The following is an 18,496-nucleotide window of genomic DNA, read 5'->3' on the forward strand; positions in this document are numbered from 1 at the left end:
CCGCCCAGCAGCACGTCGACGATCGAATAGATCAGGTTGGAATCGACCGTCAGCAGGCCGTAGTTGTCCAGTTCCTCGGCGCGGAAGACGGCCAGGATCGCCGGCAGGGGAATGGAATTCAGATAGTCGCCGAACCGGATCGACGAAATGTTGTCGAGGCTGACTTCGACGTTGTCGGAGGTGAAGTTGCGCAGGGACGTCGTCATCAGCCGCACCAGGCGGTCGAAGACGATCTCGAGCATCGGCAGCCGCTCGTAGCTGACGAGGGCCGAGTTGATGATGGCCCGGATGCCGGAACGTTCGGAATCGTCCCCGTCGCCGAGGTCGAACCCCAGCAGGTTGTCGATCTCGTCCTGGCTCAGAACCCGTTCGGAGCCCGGCGAGCGGAACTCGTCGGAGGTCGAAGGATCGGTGTCTGCAAAACCGACATCGCTCATTGAACGAGCATCTCTTCGATCAGGACGGCGTCGATCTTGGACGGTGCCGCGATCAGGTTGACGCGGCGCAGGATCTCGGCGCGCAGCTGATAGCTGCCAGACGAGCCGGCCAGGTCTTCAGGACGCAGCTCGCGCAGAAAGCCCTGAAACATGTCCTGCATCCGGGGAGCCTCGGCCTGGAGAGTCGAGGCGAGATCGGCGTCATGCATTTCGAGCGTGAGCTTGAGCTTCAGATAGGTCGGTCGACCATCAGGCGACTGGATGTTCACCGTCATGGGGGCCAGGGTGTAGAAGGTCACGCCGTCCGGCCCCTCCGCGATCACGCCCGCGCCGGCTTCGCCCTCGGCACCCGCGGCCGCACCGTGGCCGGCCTCCTTCTTCTCGCCGTGGCCGCCTTTTTCTTCCTTCTTGGCACCGTGGCCGTCGGCCTTTTCCTCGCCGTGCTCGCCTTCCGCCGCCGCAGGCTTGGGTGACAGGAGGAAGAAGGCCGCGCCGCCACCGCCGCCCAGTACCAGCAATGCCGCAGGGATGATGATGAAGAGCAGAGGAATTTTCTTCTTGGCCGGCGGGGCATCCCCCTCAGCACCCTCGGCGACGGCGAGGGCAGTCGCGGATTCGCCAGCGTCCGCTTTCTTCTTCTTGCCCAGCTTCAGCATGGATGGAGGCCCCGGATGATTCCAGCGTCCAGATGCGGCCGGTTTGGTTAACGGGGCGTTGAAATCCGGCAAATCCTGCCGGGTGCCTAAGCCGGGGATGACTCTCAAAAGCCCGCCGCGCCTGCATTAACCCTGTTGGCACGGTCGTTGCGTAGCACCTTGACGAAGGAGCCAGCTCACCGTGGAAAACGCCGCCTACGTCGCCCTGTCCCGCCAGATGACGCTCCGTCGCGAGCTGGACATCGTGGCGAACAACATGGCCAACTCCGATACGACCGGCTTCAAGGTCGAGCAACTGCTCGTCGGTGCCGAGATCGGTGAGCGGGCCCGCAACGAGGCGATCAGGCCCAGCGCCAGCTTCGTGCTCGACAACGGCGTGGGCCGGGATTTCGGTCAGGGAGCCCTGAAACAGACCGGCCGCGATCTGGATTTCGGCATCGAGGGCGAAGGGGCCTTCTTTGTCGTCAATGATGGAAGCGGCGACGCCTACACCCGCGACGGGGCCTTTACGCTCGACCCGGAAGGCAAGCTGGTCACAAAGGCCGGCGACGCGGTCCAGGGCGACGGCGGCGACATCATCCTGGATCCGTCCAGAGGGCAGGTCACGGTCGGTGACGACGGCACGATCTCGCAGGGAGGCCTGCTGGTCGGCAAGCTCAGCCTCGCCCGGTTCGAGACCCTGTCGGCGCTGTCGAAGGACGGCGACGGTCTTTACCGCAACCGTTCCAACGCGGACCCCATCGAAGCGGCCGGTGCCAAGATCCACCAAGGCAGCCTGGAAGGCTCCAACGTCAATCCGCTGATCGAGATCACGAACATGATCGAGATCAGCCGCGCCTACGAGCGCGTCTCCAAGATGATCGAGAACGTCAACGACCTGTCCCGCCGCTCGGTCGAGCGGCTGGGCCGCAGCAGCTAGGACGAGAACCAGACATGCGCGCCTTGAGAACCGCCGCTTCCGGCATGGCTGCCCAACAGCTGAACGTCGAAGTGATCTCCAACAACATCGCCAACATGAACACGATCGGGTTCAAGCGGCAGCGGGCCGAGTTCCAGGACCTGATGTACCAGAACGTCGAGCGGATGGGGGCCCAGTCGTCCAGCGCCGGCACCGTCGTCCCGACCGGCATCCAGGTGGGTCTGGGCGTCAAGGCGGGCAGCGTCTACCGGATCACCGAACAGGGTACGCCCGGCCGCACAGACAATACCTATGACGTCGCCATCGACGGCAAGGGCTATTTCCAGGTGACCCTGCCCTCGGGCGAGATCGGATACACCCGCGCCGGCAACTTCTCGCTGAGCCCCGAGGGCAATCTGGTCACCGAGGACGGCTATGCGATCGAGCCGGCCATCACGATCCCCCAGAACACGGTCGATGTGACCATCTCCAAGACCGGCGAGATGCAGGCCACGATCGACGGCCAGACCGATCCGCAGGTGGTGGGCCAGTTGGAAATCGCCAACTTCTTCAACGAGGCGGGGCTGGAAGCCGTCGGCGACAACCTGCTGATGGAAACCGCCGCCTCCGGTCCGGCCTCCGTCGCCGCGCCCGGAGAGCCCGGCTATGGGCAACTTCTGCAGGGCTATACCGAATCGTCCAACGTCGACGCCGTGTCGGAAATCAGTTCGCTGATCGTGGCGCAGCGGGCCTATGAGATGAACTCCAAGGTCATCAAGACCGCCGACGAAATGATGTCCGTCGCCTCGCAGGTGAAGAGCTGATGCGCGCGCTCTCTCTCATCATCGCCGCTACGGCGTCGCTGCTGGCCGTGGGATCGGCCATGGCAGGGCCGGTCACGCTCAAGGCCAATCCCGTCGACGAGGACGGCCGGGTCACCCTGGGCGACCTGTTCGACGGGGCCGGATCGGCGGCGAACGTCGTCGTGGCCTCGCGTGCCGGTCCCTCGGTGGTCTTCGACGCCGGCCAGCTTCAGGCTGCGGCGCTGCGCTCGGGGCTTCAGTGGGACAATCCTCGCAACCTCGGACGCGTCGTCGTCCGCGCAGGCATGGCGTCGCCCGTGGCCGCTACGGCTGCGCCCGGTACCCCCGCAGCCGCACGGCCGGGCGCGACGGCCGAAGTCCTGACCTATGCTCGCAACATCGCGACGGGCGACATCATCCAGCCCGAGGACGTCGTCTGGACCACGGTCCAGGCCCATCTGGCCACGGCAGGCGGTCCTCGCGACGCCGAACAGGCCATCGGGCTGTCGGCCAAACGGCCCCTGCGTGCCGGGGCGGCGGTCGCCTCGCGCGATCTCGCCTCCCCCCAGGTCATTGCCCGCAACGACATGGTCGAGGTGGCCTATGAGGTCGGCGGGGTACGCCTGACCGTCACCGGTCGGGCCACACGGGCCGCCGCGATCGGCGAGCCTGTGCCCGTGCTCAACACCACCTCGTCCAAGACCATCGACGCCATCGCCACCGGGCCCGGCCGCGCCATTGCGGGCCCTGCCGCCCAATCTGCACGGGCTCTGGCGGCGCGTGCCAACGCCCTCCTCGCCTCCCGCTAAGGACCTGACCCCCATGCGCAAGACCCTGATCCTCACCGCCTGCGCCGCCAGCCTGTCGCTGGGCGCCTGTTCCACAGCGATCGAGGCCGTACGTGGCCCCGAACTGGCCCCGATCGGCTATCCGGCCGCCCTGGTTCCACAGAGCCAGGTCTATCAGCCGTCGCCCGAACAGCAGGCCGCAATGCGCGCCCAGCAGAACGGGCGGATGGCCGCCAGTGCCAACAGCCTGTGGCGCACCGGGGCTCGCACCTTCTTCGGGGACCAGCGCGCCCGTCACATCGGCGACATCCTGACCGTCAACATCGCGATCGACGACAGCGCCCAGACCTCGAACGCCACCAACCGCGCGCGCTCGAATGACGCGTCGGGCGGGGTCACGAACTTCTTCGGCCTCGAGAACAGCCTCGGTCGCGCATTCCCGGGCGGCTTCGATCCGGGGAACTTGGTCGGAACCCAGGGCCAGATCAATGCGTCCGGCTCAGGCTCCGTGAGCCGTTCGGAGAAGGTCGACCTGACCGTCGCCGCCGTGGTCACCGACATCATGGCCAACGGCAACCTGGTCATCCAGGGTCGGCAGGAAGTGCGCACCAACCGCGAGGTTCGCGAGTTGACCGTTGCCGGCATCGTCCGTCCCGAGGACATCACCGCCGCCAACACCATCAGCCATACCCAGATCGCCGAGGCTCGCATCAGCTACGGCGGCCGGGGCGACATCAGCCGGGTCCAGGCGACCCCGGCGGCCCAGTCGCTGGTCGAGCGGTTCAGTCCCTTCTGACCTGAGGGGCATCACCGCTCGGCTCTCGGAGCCTGTGCGGCAGCCGACGTTCGCCGAACGCGCGATATTTTCGTCACACAGGAGCCGACTGTTAACGAAGGTTAAGCTCGGCCGTGAACTCCACCGTAGCTCTCGCGTTGATCGGAGAACGCGAGACCCTGTCATGTTCAAGATGCTTCTCCCCGCCGTCGCCGCCTTGGGCCTCGTGGCGTTCGCCGCGAAAACCCAGCCGGTTGCGCAGTCGGTGCCGAGCCCTGTCGAGGGCAGCAGCCAGGACGGTCTCGGCTGGCATGTGAGCCATGAGGGTGCGATGGCCAAGCTGGCCTACGGCGTGGCGAACTCCGATCAACTGGCCATGATGGTTACCTGCGCGCCCGGCGACGCAACGGCGGCCGTCTATGGCGACGTCCGTCCCACGGTCACCGCTGCGGTTGCGCTTTCGCCTACGGATGAGACCCGGATCGCCGTGAAGGCCAGCCCCCTGCGCAGTCTGGTCAACGATGGACGCATCAACGTCCATGGTGAAGGTGGCGTGCACCGGATTTCGGCGACACCGGTGGAACGGCGCGCCATCGCCGAGTTTCTGGGTTATTGTGCGCGCAAGCAGGCCTGAGTTTGGGCTACGGGGGCGGGCTGAATGATCTCGACAGCGGCTCTTGCCGCACTCGCCCTGGGAATGCAGGCCCCGTCATGGACGTGGACCCTTTACGAAGGCTCCGGTCCCGTCGTTCTGGCCTATGAACGCCCTGACACGCCGGACTTGCGCACCACACTGGAGTGTTCGGCCGGATCCGGCATAGTCCGCGTATCTGTCTACGACTCAGCGCTGAAACCCGGCTTCGCCACAGTCACGTCCGGCGAACAGACGGCGACGATGGAGGCGGCCCCGGGGGCAGACCATGCCATCGTGGCGTCCCTGAGGACCGACCATCCCGTGTTCAGCCGGTTTTCAACCAGCGGCGCACTGTCCATGACGGTCGGCGAGGCGCGTCAGGACATCCAGTTCGACTCCGTCCACCTTGCCAAGCTGCGGCGCTTCGCCGACCTTTGCGGCGGATGAACCCCAGGATGCCCAAGATGAGAATTCCGGCAGCGATCGTCTTCTTGTCGATCCTCGGCCTGGCGGCTACCGGGTGTTCGACCATCGGGCCCGCGGCTCCGACTGTGTCGGCCCCGGCGACGGCTGCCATGCCCAGGCCCGTCGCCGGCTACGACTGGTTCTATCATGCGGATACGGCCGAAGCGCAGCTGGTCTTTGGCCTGGAAGCCAGCGACGACGTGCAGATGGGCCTGTCGTGCGCGGCCGGCACCGGCAAGCTCGACATCTTCGCCATCGCCGACGCCCCGCGGGACATCCACCTGGAATCGGGCGGCGACACCGAACGTTTCAAGGCCAGTGCCGAGCCCTCGGAACTCCATGATGGAAGTACCCTGACCGCCGGGGCCAAGGCGGACCTGCCGGTCTTCCTGCGCTTTCGGCGACTGGGATGGATGGCTTCGTTGCACGATGGCCGGCGCGACATGTTCGTTGCCCACCCGACGACGATGGCCAACGTCGAACGCTTCTTCGACTTCTGCGGCTAGAGGCCGAGGTCGGCGCGGACCTTTTTCGTCAGCCTTGCGGCGACAATAGCATGGGCCGACGCGAAATGATCAGCCAGATCGGCGTCAGTCCAGCCCTCGGCCGGGCCGGGATCGGCAATGTTGACCCATTTTGCCCGGGCCAGATAGGGCGCTGGCCGGGCGCGACCGGTCTCGGTCAGGACCTCATAGGCGATGTCCGAGACCTTGAACGACACGCCGCCCTCCTGGCCGACCATCACGAACATCTTGCCGCCGACGCGATAGGCGTCGTGATGGTCTCCGAAGGGGTGGTCCAGGGTCGCTGCCGGCAGGGCCAGGCAAACTCTGCCGATCGCAGCCCTGTCCATCCGATCAGGCCTCGACGCCGACGCCGATCGGACAGACAACGCCCGTGCCGCCGATGCCGCAGTATCCGGCCGGGTTCTTGGCCAGATAGCCCTGATGGTATCCCTCGGCATAGTAGAACGGCCCCGCGGGCGCGATCTCTGTGGTGATCTCTCCCCGGCCCGCCTTTTTCAGCGCCCCCTGATAGCCGTCGCGCGACGCTTCGGCCTGAGCCTTCTGGTCATCGTTCAGATAGTAGATGGCCGAGCGGTAGGTCGAGCCGACGTCGTTGCCCTGGCGCATTCCCTGCGTCGGATCGTGCCCCTCCCAGAACACCTTGAGCAACTCGGCGTAACTCGTTTCCTTCGGGTTGAAGACCACCTGAACCACCTCGGCCTGGCCCGTCAGGCCCGTGCAGGTCTCTTCATAAGTCGGATTGGGCGTGATCCCGCCCGAATAGCCGACCGCCGTGACCCAGACGCCGGGCAGGGTCCAGAACTTCCGCTCCACGCCCCAGAAACAGCCCATGCCGAAGATCGCCGTTTCGAAGCCGTCTGGGTGCGGCCCCTTCAACGGCCGGCCCGTGACGAAGTGGACTTCGTCGGTCGGAAGGGGCGTCGAACGCCCCGGCAGTGCCGTCTCGGCAGTCGGCAGGTCGTGGCTCTTTCGGAACAGCATGGGGTTCTCCGGTCTTGCAGGGTCGATAAATCGATTTCCTTCCATATGGGAAGACATCCGGCGCTTGCCCAGCGCCCCGCGCTGTTCTATCAGCCTCGCCTCCCGCCGGACGACCATCCGGCGGCTCGACGAGGCCCGCGGGTCTATCGTGGAACGGACAGGTGGCGGAGTGGTCGATCGCGCACGCTTGGAAAGCGTGTGTAGGTGAAAGCCTACCGAGGGTTCGAATCCCTCTCTGTCCGCCATCGTTTTTCTTCATATTTACCAATAACTTAAGACCGCCCCGCTCGGCCCACGCCGTGCGGGCTTTCCCGCGTCCGATGTCCTGCGATCAGGCTATGCGCCAGCGCAAATTCGCGCTCTCACCTGCCTTCAACGGCCGGCCCGTCTCTGGCGGTCGATGATCCGGTGGAGTTTCCCTGCGATCAGGGATTGGAACAGGGATTTTCGCAAGATCTGGAGTAAGTGAGTCCGAGCCGTCCTGACCCCCACTCCCGGTGGGGTCGGGGGTTTGCTGCCCGCTGCCACGACACGAGGCCCGGACCAGGCAGGGAATTTTTGGAGTGCTGATCAGGGAAAATGTCCGGCTGATCAGGGCCAGGATTCAGACTCTGAGGGAGCGGCGTTGATCGTCCCAGCACAGGGGAAAATCTGCGCCGCGCAGATCCTCGAGGCAGAGCCCGGCGTCTTGACGTCCATCGAGGATGGCCGCCTGTAGATCGGGAGCCAGAAAGGCGAGGCGGATGAGATCGCGTTCGTGTGGGGATGACGGTGCCTGCTGAAGTACGCACTCCGCATCGGACCCGCTAGCCACGAGGTGGTGACTGCGCTTCAGCGCCTTGATCAGGGCCTGGCTCATCCGGCTGCGCTTCGGCGCCTCGCCGCTCAGCCACGCTTTCCCGCCCCGGAACTTCAGCCGGCTCGGGATGTGCACCCACAGCCGCTCGCCCTCGACCTGGACCTGCTCGCTCTCCACAAGGGCGCGGCGCAAGCGATCCATCGTGACCGGCAGCCCTCTTGCTTCCGGTGATAACACGGTTCCATTCAGCGCCAGCTGCACCGTATGCTCATGCACCTCGATCCTCGAAAGGACCGCGAGGGGATCATGGTCCGGCGCCAGACGGTGCAGGGTCTCGATCACCCAGCGCTCCACGGGCAGGGCCGGCAGGCGGTAGATGCCGTCGGGTCGCCGCTCGCCCCGGCCGCGATTGACGCTGCTCGACACATAGTAGCGATGCGCAGCCCCTGACTTGCCGTAGGCGTGGGCCCGGGTCATCGAGACACCATCACAATCGAACACCAGCCCTTTCAGGGCGAGCAGGGGTGCCGGACCGCCGCCGAAGCGGGTCTGACAGGTTAAGTTCGCCAAGTTGAAAGGTGCTTTACCCTTCCTGAAATCAGGCAACGGCGGCAGCCCAAGCGGTCGCCGCATCGGCGCGAAGGCGGCGAAGGGTCGGTCTGCTGATCAGATGGCGTTGGATGTTGAAGGTGTTGTAGATCGCTGCATGGGTGGTGAGGGAACGCTGGGCTGACGCCTGGGATTTGAACCGCTGCTGCTGCCGCTCTCGTCGTCGGATCGGTAGGTGGGAGTTTTCGATCCGGTTGTTCTCGCGAAGCCGGCCGGGTCTATGCAGATGCCTCAAGTTCAGCTGATCGAGAGCCGCGCCATATGAGGCCAGGCCGTCTGTCGTGATCGTCTGCGGATCCACCGGCTGGGTCTGAAGGAGTCGCTTGAGCAGCTTCAACGCAGCCTCTGTGTCCCGCCAGCGCTGGACCAGGACGTCTAGGACCTCACCTTCGTCATCGACCGCGCGCCACAGAAACATCCGCTTCCCGCCGATGTTGCAGACCACCTCGTCCAGGTGCCAGCGCGGCGACGGGGGCCACCGCTTCTTTCTCAGTCGTCTGGCGATGAGAGGCCCGAACTTGATGGTCCGGCAGCGGATCGTCTCGTAGCTGACGTCCACGCCGCGAGCCGCCATCAGTTCCTCTACATCCCGCAAACTGAGGCTGAAACGGAACTACAGCCACACCGCCTGACGGATCACATCGGATGGAAAACGATGGCGCTTGAACGAAATGAGCTTCACGAAAAATCATCCTCATCAGCGGCTTAGCCGTCTTAAGTGGAGACAAGTTAGCGTTGGACTGACAGCACCATCGTACTCGCCTCCCCGCTCATGATCCTCTTCTTCCAGGCCTCTGCTCGGGTGAGCGCAGCGATTAAGGTGGGATCGGCTGGCTGACGGACGATGGCCGTCTCGCCGCGCGGCCCAATGGCCCAGCTTGATCGCTCGACCAGGGGTAGATTCCGGCCGCCGAGCGGGGCGATGGCTCGTCTCTCCCGGATCGCGCATGAAAAAAAGCGTCGGACGTTGCCGCCCAGCGCCTCTGTCGTCTCAGCATCTGGGCACAGGACTCATAGGCAGAAGAGCACAGTCGCTGCGAGGGCGATGGCGGACACGAAGACGGTGGGGCGTCGATCACCCTAGCGCTCACGAAAGCCGGTCCCGAAAGTCCGCGTAATCAAACCGGCGTACCAACTGCAGTGCGTCGGTGTCGCTGTTCCATAGGGCTATCGCCGGCAAGGGCACGCCATTGAACGTCGTGGTCTTGACCATCGAGTAGTGGGCCTGATCGAGGAAGGCGATGCGCTTTCCCGGTGCTGGCAGGTCCGCGAAGAGGTAGTCCCCAATGACGTCTCCAGCCAGACAGGACGGGCCGCCGAGGCGCACCGGAACGCCCTGGTCGCCCTCGTTCAGCAAGGCCGGCCGATAAGGGGCTTCAAGCACGTCCGGCATATGACATGTCGCCGAAATGTCCGTGATCGCCACGGCCACGCCGTTGACGAAGCTGTCGAGGATTTCTCCGACCAGAATGCCTGCGTCCAGAGCGATCGCCTCGCCCGGTTCCAAATAGAGATCAATCCCGTAGCGGTCCTTGATTCGGTTCAGGAACGCTACGAGGTCGTCACGGGCATAGTCGGCGCGTGTGATGTGGTGGCCGCCCCCGAGGTTCACCCATTTGAGCCGGGCCAGCAAACCACCGATCATAGGCTCGAGCGCGTCCCAGATACGGCACAAGGGTTCGAAACCCTGCTCGCAAAGGGCGTGAAAATGCAGACCATCGACGCCCCGCAGGTGCTCTGGCTTTAGTTGGGAGACGGGAAAGCCAAGCCGTGATCCGGACGCGCAAGGGTCATACTTGGCGACCGCCGCCTCGCTGAATTCGGGGTTCAGCCGCAGGCCGACCTGGAAGACGGCTCCCTCGGCACGCACCGCAACGATGACGTCTTCGAACCGTGAGATCTGCGCCGGCGAGTTGAAGATAACCGTGTCCGACAGACGCAGGATTTCCGGCAGATCCTCAGGTCGATACGCCGGAGCGTATGTCGTCAATTCACCTCGGTAATGCTGCCTGGCGAGACGCGCCTCCCAAAGGCCGGAGGCGCAAACACCGTGCAGGTATTCGCCGACCACATCGGCCACAGCCCACATCGAGAATGCCTTCAGGGCCAGCAGCACCTTGGCGTCGCTGCGGTCTGCGACGTCCTTGAGCACCAGCAGATTGCGACGGAGCGCCGCTTCGTCGACCACGAAGCATGGCGACGGCACACGGCTGAGGTCGAACCGGGCAAACGCGCCGGGATCGCCGGCCTGGGTTTCCATCTTGCGATCAGAAGTCGAGGGGCGCGCGCAAGTCCTTGACCTGCCATGGAAGGCCTTGCGCGTTCAGCAATGCCATGAAGGGATCGGGATCGAGCTGCTCCATGTTGAAGACGCCGGCGCCGCTCCATTTGCCTGTCAGCATCAGCGCGGCGCCAATCATGGCGGGAACGCCCGTGGTGTAGCTCACCGCCTGATTGCCGGTCTCCGCGAAGGCCTCTTCGTGGTCGCAGACGTTGTACACGTGAACGGTCTTCTGCCTGCCGTTCTTCTCGCCGGTCGCGATGACGCCGATGTTCGTCTTCCCCTTGGTCACGGGGCCCAGCGACGCGGGTTCAGGCAGCAGGGCCTTCAGGAACTGCAAGGGGATGATCTCCACGCCCTGGAACGTTACGGGGTCGATGCGGGTCATCCCGACATTCTCCAGCACCTCGAGATGTTTCAGATAGCTGTCGCCAAAGGTCATCCAGAAGCGGATGCGCTTGATCTCAGGATAAAACTTCGCCAGCGACTCCAGTTCCTCATGATACATCAGGTACATGTTGCGAACGCCCACCTGATCGAAGTCGAACGCCTGTTTTTGGCTCAACGCGGGGCCCTCAACCCATTGACCGTTCTCCCAGTGTCGTGAGGGCGCCGTGACTTCCCGAAGGTTTATCTCCGGATTAAAGTTGGTCGCAAACGGATGGCCATGATCGCCGCCGTTGCAATCGAGGATGTCGAGCGTGTCGATCCGGTCGAGCAGGTGTTTGCGGACATGGGTTGCAAACACGGACGTGACCCCCGGATCGAACCCGGAGCCCAGCACGGCCATCAGACCAGCTTCGCGGAAGCGCTCCTGATAGGCCCACTGCCAGCTGTATTCGAACTTGGCCTCGTTACGTGGTTCGTAATTGGCCGTATCGAGGTAGCTCACGCCGGCCCTAAGGCAGGCCTCCATGATGGCGAGGTCCTGATACGGCAGGGCAAGATTGACCAGGAGTTGCGGCTTCACGACCTCCAACAGCGCGACGGTCGCGTCGACGTCATCGGCGTCTAGTTCGGCCGTCTCGATCGCAATGCCGGTGCGCTGGAAAACCGAAGACGCGATCGCGTCGCATTTAAACCGCCGACGGCTGGCCAGCGTGATGTGCGAGAACACATCGGGGTTCATCGCCATCTTGTGCACGGCGACCGACCCTACGCCGCCGGCGCCTATCACAAGCACCCTGCTCATCTATTCCGCTCCTGACGCATGCACACATACTATCGGACTGATTCACCGGCCAAGCGGCCCGTATGGCAGTTTTGTCGGATGCCTGTAACCGTCGACTCGTCACCATCGGCGATCGTTAGCGCGGGCTCAATCGGTGCTTCTGTTCGCCGACGGGCCCGGTACATCGCCTCCAAGTACACGGTTGTGTGTTGGCGGATTGCAGGGGCTCGTCGCGGCCGCGTCGGTATTGCTCCTCCTTAGGCGGTCCAAGAATGAGGCTACGAAGTCTCGGCTGGCTACTCGGGACCGGGGCGTCCGGCGCGCAGCACAGGTCAACTAGACATGCGCTTTTGGGTGAACCCCAGGCCGACCCTCGCCGAGATTCAGGGTGGCGCGGCTCCACGATCTCTCCCACGGCGGCACCGGGGATTGTGGTGTCCTGGGGCATCGCGGCAACCTCGGCCCACTGGATATCGGTGCAGCACTGCAAACGGCCGTCAAACACCAGCGCATCTCCCAGACCATAGGCCTGCCCCGGGATAATCACTGATTGACGACGGTTCCGGTCGCGCCGGTCGCGCCCTTAATTCGCGCTAGCACCCTGCGGACCAGCGCATCCGTATCCCCGTCGCTGAGGAAACCTTGCGACAGGGCGGCACTCAAGTCGAGCGGCGGATGGTCCATCGGACTGTCGCCATAAGTCGCACGCAGACGCGTTCCGGTATGCCGTTCCAGCGCCTCGACCAGTGTTGCAATCCGCACGACGGTCGCCGGCAGGTTCCAGGCCCGGTGACGCGGCAAGTCGATCTCGGACATACGAGCCGCATGGATCAGATTGTCCGCTAAGATATCCAGGCTCTGAAGCCAGGCATGGGCGTCGGATTTCACGGGAACCGCGATGTCTCTGCCGTCGAGGGCGGCGTGGAACAGGTCACTCATCCAGGCCGTGGCGAACCCGGCATAGGCGTCACGCGGCCGCGCCACGATTCCCGCCGGTCGGACGGTCCGGCCGTCGATCAGCCCGCGTCGCGTCAGATCGGCAAGATAAAGTTCGACCATCGCCTTGTGCGTGCCATAGCCCCCCGTCGGCCGCAGCGGCGTCCGGTCGTCGACGGGCCCGGACGGTGCCCCCAGTACCGCGATCGTGCTGGCATACACGACGACGGGCTTGTTTTTTGCGGCCACGCCGTCGAGCAGGGCCAGCGAACCGTCAAGATTGACCTGTCGGCCCAAGACAGGATCGCGCTCGGCCGCCCCTCCCGGCAGGGAGGCCAGATGAAAGAGGACATCGACCCCCTCTCCCAGCAGTGCGCGACGAACAGACTCGTCAGCATAGCTCCCCGTCACCACGGCGGCCGTGCTGTGCTCGAACGGCTGAACATCATTGAGTCGAAGCTCGGCGACCCGACCAAGCGCGCCACGCATGATGCGTTGCACGACCGCGCGACCGATGAACCCCGCGGCCCCGGTCACCGCCACCTGCAATCCGTCGGCTTGTTTCAAGGCGTTCATCCCTTCGGCCACGCCGGGGTTCTGCGCCTCAGTCCGCCTTGATCTTGCCCCGCGCGATGAACAGCATCGCCGAGGCCGCCAGAGGCGCGATCAGCATCACCGAAAGGGCGTAACGCAAGGCTTCCTGACCATGGCTCGGTGTCAGCGCATCGCTGACCACGCCGATCAGCAGAGGACCGAAAGCGAACGCCAGCAGCGTCTGGACGATCAGCATCAGGGTCGAGGTCATGCCGCGACGCGTCGGCGTGACCAGCGACACCGCCAGGGCGACGCATGGCCCAAGCGAGCTCGCCAGCATGAAGTTCATCACCGCGATGCCGAGCAGCACGACCGGAAGCGTGGGCGCGAACAGGAATACCGCGAACGCCGGAACCGCCAGCGGCAGGGCGACGATGGGCACCAGCAGACCTGCGCCCCGGTTGCCGGTGCGCTGGATCAGCTTGGTCGCCAGGATGCCGGACAGGATACCGCCTGCAATGCCGCCGATCACGGCCGGGGGACCGACCAAGGCCCCGACCTGGGCCAACTCGACACCGTGCGACCTCAGCAGGAAGGTCGGCGACCAGATCGGCAGACACGCGAGGACCATGTTCGACGCACCGTATCCAAAGGCGAGCCAGGCCATTCCGGGCACAGAGAAGATGGCCTTTAGCGTTCCGATGAATCCGCCTGCCTCCAACGTCTGGTTACTCGTCTTGGCGCGTGGGGTCGGACGCATGGTCAGCAGAACGAGCAGGGCGAACACGATGCCGGCGGCACCGAAGACCTCGAACATCGATCGCCAGCCCAGAGCCGCCGCCAGTATCCCGGCCAGGATCGAACCGACCATCACGCCGACCCCCGAACTGGCTTGGAAGATCGACACCGATCGAGACAACCTGGGTCCGGGATAGTAGTCGGCGAGCAAAGACATCGCGACCGGGAAGACCGCAGCCTCGCCGATCCCGACAAGCATCCGCGCTACGGCCAGAGAATAGAAATCCAGGGTCCATCCGGTCGCCGCCGTTGCGGCGGACCAGACAATGATACCGAGGATGAGGATCAGCTTGCGATTGCCGCGATCGACCCACCGCGCCACGGCGATCCCTGCGACGAGGAAGAACATCGAGAAGGCGAGTCCCGAGACGATACTGATCTGCGTATCGTTCAGCAGCAGCTCCTTGCGCATGGGCTCGATGACGATCCCGAGCAGGGCCCGGTCGGCATAGTTGAACACATTGGCCAGGAACAGCAGGGCCAGGGTATAGGCCGCGATCAGCCCACCACTTGGGGGTGCGGTCGCCTCGGTCTTGGTCGTTTCCATCTCAGTCCTCCACAATCGGGCCGAGCCATGCCGGTGCATGGCCACGAGGCTTTGTTTGTCGTGATCTCGCGCTGGGGCCGGTCACCCGGGCACAGCGGGACGGACAGTCCCCGCGCAGATGCCGAAGCCGATGGGCACACGACCCTGCGCATGGGCCATTGCCCGGATGGTCAGGGTGTCGCCGTCCTCAAGCCAGACGCGCCTGGTACCATCGGCGAACACGACCGGATTGGTGCCGCGCTCGTTGCGTTCGGCAAGACACGCCTTGGCGACATTGGCCGGGCCGGACACCGTGCCGCTGCCCAGCAGATCGCCCGCTTCGAGCGGGGCACCGCTGGACGCCTGGTGCGCGACCATCTGGGCCAGGGTCCAGAACATCGTCTCGAAACCCGTCTCGGCGATGACCACCGGTTCGCTGGTCGCGGTCGACAACTCGGCCGTCATGGCGATCTGGATACCGCCCCTGTCCCGATCCTTGAGATCGAACAGGTGGGGGGGCACCTCGGCCTCGTCGTCAACGCGGCCTCGCGCCGGGACCCGGAAGGGGGCCAGAGCCTCCATCGTCACGATCCAGGGCGAGACCGTGGTCATGAAGCTCTTGCCGAGGTGGGGCCCCAACATCGACTCGAAGAACTGGATACCGCGCGCCGACCAGTCGTTGACCAGGCTGCATCCGAACATCATCGCCTCGGCCTCGGCGACCGAGATCGGCATGCCCAGGGCGTTGCCGCCGCGCAGCCAGACGCCGAACTCCAGCTCGTAATCGAGCCTGCGCTCAGGTCCGTACTGAATCTGGCCGCTGGTGGGCGGGAACTCGAACTGTCCTTTCGGTCGAACCACCGGCGTTCCGCTGACGGCCACGGAACTGGCGCGGCCGTTGTAGCTGACCGGCAGCCGGTCAGCACAGGCTGCCACCGGGCGCCCTCCCCCCGCCGCCATGCGGCGAACGTGCTCGATCGAGGAACAGAAGTCCGCAAACGCCGTCGGCCTCATCGGCAACAGCAACTCGGCCTCGGCCATCGGGACAAGCGCCGCCTCGGCCGCCGCTCGCGGCGGTCCAGTGGTACTGTAAAGCGCGCTCAGCGCCGCACGAAACTGCGACAGGGTCTCGACAGGCAGGGACATCAACGGCAGCAGACTCGGCCCAGCCGCCACGCGAGCAACCTCGCCCAACGGCTCGACGAGTTTCGACAGATCGATAATCCGGTCACCCAGAGCGACGCCGCCACGCGGGCCCGACCCTTCGGTCTGGAAAAGACCGAAAGGGAGGTTCTGTATCGGAAACTCGCAACCGGCCTCGTTGGCGCTGGAGAGCCAGCTTTGGAGGGCCGGATCGTGCGTCGCATTAAGCTTCAGAGACATCGACGCACTCTACTTTCTCGGGAGTCCGCCCCACCATGGTGGTTGAGCTCATATTTCCTTTTACCGGAATAACTGCGGAAACGTGAAAGGCTCGGTGCCAGATCGCGTCGCGGACGGATCTGGCACACGAAGACCGAAGTCATCGCCTCCGCCTTCAGCCTAGAAGTTGACGCCCAGTCGGACCCCAAACGTCCGGGGCGGACGATATTGGGCCGTATAGGCACTGGAAGGCGGTCCCGCTGCAGAGCCCCGTGCCGCGCCAGTGCCGGCGTAGAAGGCTGGCACGTCTTCGTCCGTGAAGTTGTTCACATATCCGGTCAGACGCCAGGCAGCACTCGAATCGTAGGTCAGCGAGATGTCGCCAGTCGTGACGGCATCAGCGAGCATGTAGGGCAGGTAGTCAGAAGACCCGACCCAGGACTCCGATCGGTACTGACCGCGCAGATTGGCCACCAGCTCGGCCCCGTTGGATAGCGGGAAGGTCTGTTCGATGCCGAAGGTCGCCGACCAGTCCGGAGCCTGCTGCGCCGGATAGCCGGCGGTGTTCAGGCCCTGGTTGGTCAAAGATCCCGAGATTTCGGTGTCCAGATGCTGCACGTTGAGGGACAGCAGGGTGTTGTCGGTGACGAGGAACTGCGACTCCAACTCCTGACCCAGGATGTCCACCGATCCGATGTTGGTGGTCAGGAAGACCGAAACGGCATAGGCGTTAGGCGTGCCGAACGGCGCGATTCAGTCATCCCGGCCGAACTGCGACAACTGCTGGTCCTTGTACTCGTACTTGAACACTTCAAAGTTCAGCAGCAGACGACGATCGAAGAAGCGGTTCTTGGAGCCGAGGGTGATCGCGTTAACGTACTCGGGCTCATAGGAGTTGCCCACGACCGTCGTCGGCGTGGCCCCCGTAGCACCTGGACCGAAGCCCGCGAACGGCGTCGCGAAGAAGAACCCTCCCGCCTTGTAGCCGCGCCCATAGGTCAGATAGAGTAATGAATCCGGCGCGATGTCCCATTCGGCCCCCAGGTTGTAGGTCACCTCGGACCAATCTTTCTCGGAGTTGATGGTCAGCGACGGTGGGGCCGCGGGGGTGCTGGTGCCGCCGAACGTCTTGTCGTCGTGCGTGTATCGCAAACCGGACGTCAGGCGGATGTCGTCGGTGACATTCAGGCGAGCAGAGGCGAAGGCGGCCCAGCTCTTGGTCGTCGAGTTGATGACCTGCCGGGTCGGCGAATTGTTGGGGAAGTTGATCAGGATCTGGAAGTTCGCGTCATCCGAATCGTCCAGCAGGAAGCCGCCGACGATGTAGGAGAACCGCGCATCCTCGTTCGAGGCATAACGGGCCTCCAGCGTGTAGCTCTCGCTGGATTCCTGGTTGACCAGGTTAGTGCCACCGACAGTGATGGAGTTCAGATCCGTGGTGCGCAGAGCCGGAATGACCGTCAGGGTACCGCCCCACAGATCGACCTCGGCCAGACCGGTCACACCAAAGAAGGTGTTGTCCATCTTCCCGTCGAAGCGGCAGGGCGAGTTGGCACCGGTCGTGTAGAACCAGTCGTCCCAGTCCAACGAGCCGGTCGAGGTCGGGCTGCGATCGACGCCATCGCAACGGTCGTTCACGTCGATCCAGGGATCGCCGCCCAACGGCTTGCCGTCGGTATTGTACTGGCGATAGGGCGGCGGCCCTGCGAGGACAGAGGCAAAGGTCGAATTCAGTAGAGTCGTGCCGCCGCCCTTGCCGCCCTGATGGTGGTAGTCCAGCCCGAGTTGGAGCGTGACCGCCTCGGTCGGCTCGACCTTGAAGATCAGGCGGCCCGACTGGCCGACGTCGTCCGAAAGGCCGCTATTATAGTAACCCTCGCGGTCAATGATGTTGAACGCCGCGCGCATCGCCACACGGTCGTTGAGGGGCACGTTCAGGGCCCCGTTGATGCGCTTGAGGTTGAAGTTACCGGCCTCGACCGTGAGGTTCCCGCTCCGCTCGCCCATGATCGGCGCGTTGGGGATGATGTTGACCGTACCGCCGGTCTGGTTGCGGCCGTAGAGCGTTCCTTGCGGACCCTTCAGAACTTCGACCCGTTGCAAGTCGTAGTACAGGCCGACCGATCCGGCGACGCGGGTGATCGGCACGCCGTCGTAGTTGAAGCCGACGGTCGCGTCCGTGGTCGGGTTCAGCGTGGCGTTGCCGATGCCGCGAATACTGGTCTGGGGATAGACGTTCGACGACTGGAAGAACTGCACCGAAGGGGCGACCCGTGTCAGGTCGCCGGGGTTGGTTCCGACGTTCTGAAGCTCTTCGGCTGTGACCGCATCGACCGAGATGGCGGCGCGCTGGGCGCTTTCAGACCGACGCTGGGCCGTGACGATGACTTCTTCGATCTGGGTCGCGCTGGGCTCTCGCGGAGCGGTCTGCGCCGAGACCTGCGGGGCCGCCATCACGACGACGATGGCCGTCGAACAGGCAAGCAAAATCCTCTGGTTCATTCTCATCCTCCCTC

Annotated in this window: 18 protein-coding genes, 1 tRNA gene and 2 pseudogenes; 8 read left to right on the forward strand and 13 right to left on the reverse strand. The window is 64.4% G+C overall.

Annotated features, from left to right (window positions below; genetic code table 11):
• Both JHC99_RS03500 and JHC99_RS03505 read right to left on the reverse strand, forming a co-directional pair.
• Positions 1–437: pseudogene (locus tag JHC99_RS03500) on the reverse strand (flagellar motor switch protein FliM); the annotation flags it as partial.
• Positions 434–1,093, reverse strand: coding sequence for a flagellar basal body-associated FliL family protein (locus JHC99_RS03505; protein WP_292152076.1), 660 nt, complete (start codon positions 1,091–1,093; stop codon positions 434–436). The pseudogene JHC99_RS03500 and the gene JHC99_RS03505, both read right to left, overlap by 4 nt.
• A gap of 181 nt (positions 1,094–1,274) precedes the next feature.
• On the opposite strand from JHC99_RS03505, the gene flgF reads away from it, so the two are divergent.
• The 7 genes from flgF (at position 1,275) to JHC99_RS03540 (ending at position 5,962) form a co-directional block, all read left to right on the forward strand.
• Positions 1,275–2,012: a flagellar basal-body rod protein FlgF gene (gene flgF / locus JHC99_RS03510; RefSeq protein ID WP_292152077.1), complete on the forward strand. Its 738-nt coding sequence runs from the start codon at positions 1,275–1,277 to the stop codon at positions 2,010–2,012.
• A 14-nt stretch (positions 2,013–2,026) separates the two neighbouring features.
• Positions 2,027–2,815, forward strand: a complete 789-nt coding sequence (gene flgG / locus JHC99_RS03515; protein WP_292152078.1) for a flagellar basal-body rod protein FlgG — start codon at positions 2,027–2,029, stop codon at positions 2,813–2,815.
• Positions 2,815–3,603 (forward strand): flagellar basal body P-ring formation chaperone FlgA, encoded by a 789-nt coding sequence (gene flgA / locus JHC99_RS03520; RefSeq protein WP_292152079.1) that lies wholly within the window; start codon positions 2,815–2,817, stop codon positions 3,601–3,603. Before flgG ends, flgA begins: the two co-directional genes overlap by 1 nt.
• Positions 3,604–3,616: 13 nt before the next feature.
• The gene (gene flgH / locus JHC99_RS03525) at positions 3,617–4,378 is read left to right on the forward strand and encodes a flagellar basal body L-ring protein FlgH (protein ID WP_292152080.1); all 762 of its coding nucleotides are present in this window, start codon (positions 3,617–3,619) and stop codon (positions 4,376–4,378) included.
• A gap of 163 nt (positions 4,379–4,541) precedes the next feature.
• The gene (locus JHC99_RS03530) at positions 4,542–4,991 is read left to right on the forward strand and encodes a hypothetical protein (protein WP_292152081.1); all 450 of its coding nucleotides are present in this window, start codon (positions 4,542–4,544) and stop codon (positions 4,989–4,991) included.
• A 24-nt stretch (positions 4,992–5,015) separates the two neighbouring features.
• Positions 5,016–5,438, forward strand: a complete 423-nt coding sequence (locus JHC99_RS03535) for a hypothetical protein (RefSeq protein ID WP_292152082.1) — start codon at positions 5,016–5,018, stop codon at positions 5,436–5,438.
• A gap of 128 nt (positions 5,439–5,566) precedes the next feature.
• Positions 5,567–5,962, forward strand: a complete 396-nt coding sequence (locus JHC99_RS03540) for a hypothetical protein (RefSeq protein ID WP_292152083.1) — start codon at positions 5,567–5,569, stop codon at positions 5,960–5,962.
• On the opposite strand, the gene JHC99_RS03545 is transcribed toward JHC99_RS03540, so the two are convergent.
• Together JHC99_RS03545 and msrA are read right to left on the reverse strand one after the other, a co-directional pair.
• Positions 5,959–6,309 carry an MmcQ/YjbR family DNA-binding protein gene (locus JHC99_RS03545; RefSeq protein WP_292152084.1) on the reverse strand — a complete coding sequence of 117 codons (351 nt, stop codon included), beginning with the start codon at positions 6,307–6,309 and terminating at the stop codon, positions 5,959–5,961. The genes JHC99_RS03540 and JHC99_RS03545 overlap by 4 nt on opposite strands.
• 4 nt (positions 6,310–6,313) lie before the next feature.
• Positions 6,314–6,964 carry a peptide-methionine (S)-S-oxide reductase MsrA gene (gene msrA, locus JHC99_RS03550; RefSeq protein WP_292152085.1) on the reverse strand — a complete coding sequence of 217 codons (651 nt, stop codon included), beginning with the start codon at positions 6,962–6,964 and terminating at the stop codon, positions 6,314–6,316.
• A gap of 155 nt (positions 6,965–7,119) precedes the next feature.
• On the opposite strand from msrA, the gene JHC99_RS03555 reads away from it, so the two are divergent.
• Positions 7,120–7,209 (forward strand) — tRNA-Ser (locus JHC99_RS03555).
• Between the two features lie 359 nt (positions 7,210–7,568).
• On the opposite strand, the gene JHC99_RS03560 is transcribed toward JHC99_RS03555, so the two are convergent.
• From JHC99_RS03560 to JHC99_RS03595, 9 genes and pseudogenes are all read right to left on the reverse strand, one after another.
• Positions 7,569–8,369 (reverse strand): hypothetical protein, encoded by an 801-nt coding sequence (locus JHC99_RS03560; protein ID WP_292152086.1) that lies wholly within the window; start codon positions 8,367–8,369, stop codon positions 7,569–7,571.
• Positions 8,362–9,054: pseudogene (locus tag JHC99_RS03565) on the reverse strand (IS6 family transposase). The gene JHC99_RS03560 and the pseudogene JHC99_RS03565 overlap by 8 nt, the downstream one beginning before the upstream one ends.
• Before the next feature lie 405 nt (positions 9,055–9,459).
• Entirely contained in the window at positions 9,460–10,632 is a 1,173-nt protein-coding gene (locus JHC99_RS03570) for a carboxynorspermidine decarboxylase (protein WP_292152087.1), read from the reverse strand.
• A 7-nt stretch (positions 10,633–10,639) separates the two neighbouring features.
• Positions 10,640–11,845, reverse strand: a complete 1,206-nt coding sequence (locus JHC99_RS03575; RefSeq protein WP_292152088.1) for a saccharopine dehydrogenase family protein — start codon at positions 11,843–11,845, stop codon at positions 10,640–10,642.
• Positions 11,846–12,367: 522 nt separating this feature from the next.
• Complete coding sequence (locus tag JHC99_RS03580; protein ID WP_292152089.1) at positions 12,368–13,327, reverse strand: NAD-dependent epimerase/dehydratase family protein; 960 nt, start codon at positions 13,325–13,327, stop codon at positions 12,368–12,370.
• 37 nt (positions 13,328–13,364) lie between these two features.
• Complete coding sequence (locus tag JHC99_RS03585; RefSeq protein ID WP_292152090.1) at positions 13,365–14,639, reverse strand: MFS transporter; 1,275 nt, start codon at positions 14,637–14,639, stop codon at positions 13,365–13,367.
• Between the two features lie 81 nt (positions 14,640–14,720).
• Positions 14,721–16,001: a fumarylacetoacetate hydrolase family protein gene (locus JHC99_RS03590; protein ID WP_292152091.1), complete on the reverse strand. Its 1,281-nt coding sequence runs from the start codon at positions 15,999–16,001 to the stop codon at positions 14,721–14,723.
• Between the two features lie 159 nt (positions 16,002–16,160).
• Complete coding sequence (locus JHC99_RS18730) at positions 16,161–16,667, reverse strand: hypothetical protein (RefSeq protein ID WP_366927703.1); 507 nt, start codon at positions 16,665–16,667, stop codon at positions 16,161–16,163.
• A gap of 66 nt (positions 16,668–16,733) precedes the next feature.
• Entirely contained in the window at positions 16,734–18,482 is a 1,749-nt protein-coding gene (locus JHC99_RS03595; RefSeq protein WP_366927704.1) for a TonB-dependent receptor, read from the reverse strand.
• Positions 18,483–18,496 lie beyond the last annotated feature (14 nt).

Source organism: Brevundimonas sp. (assembly GCF_016463485.1).
Taxonomy (GTDB): domain Bacteria; phylum Pseudomonadota; class Alphaproteobacteria; order Caulobacterales; family Caulobacteraceae; genus Brevundimonas.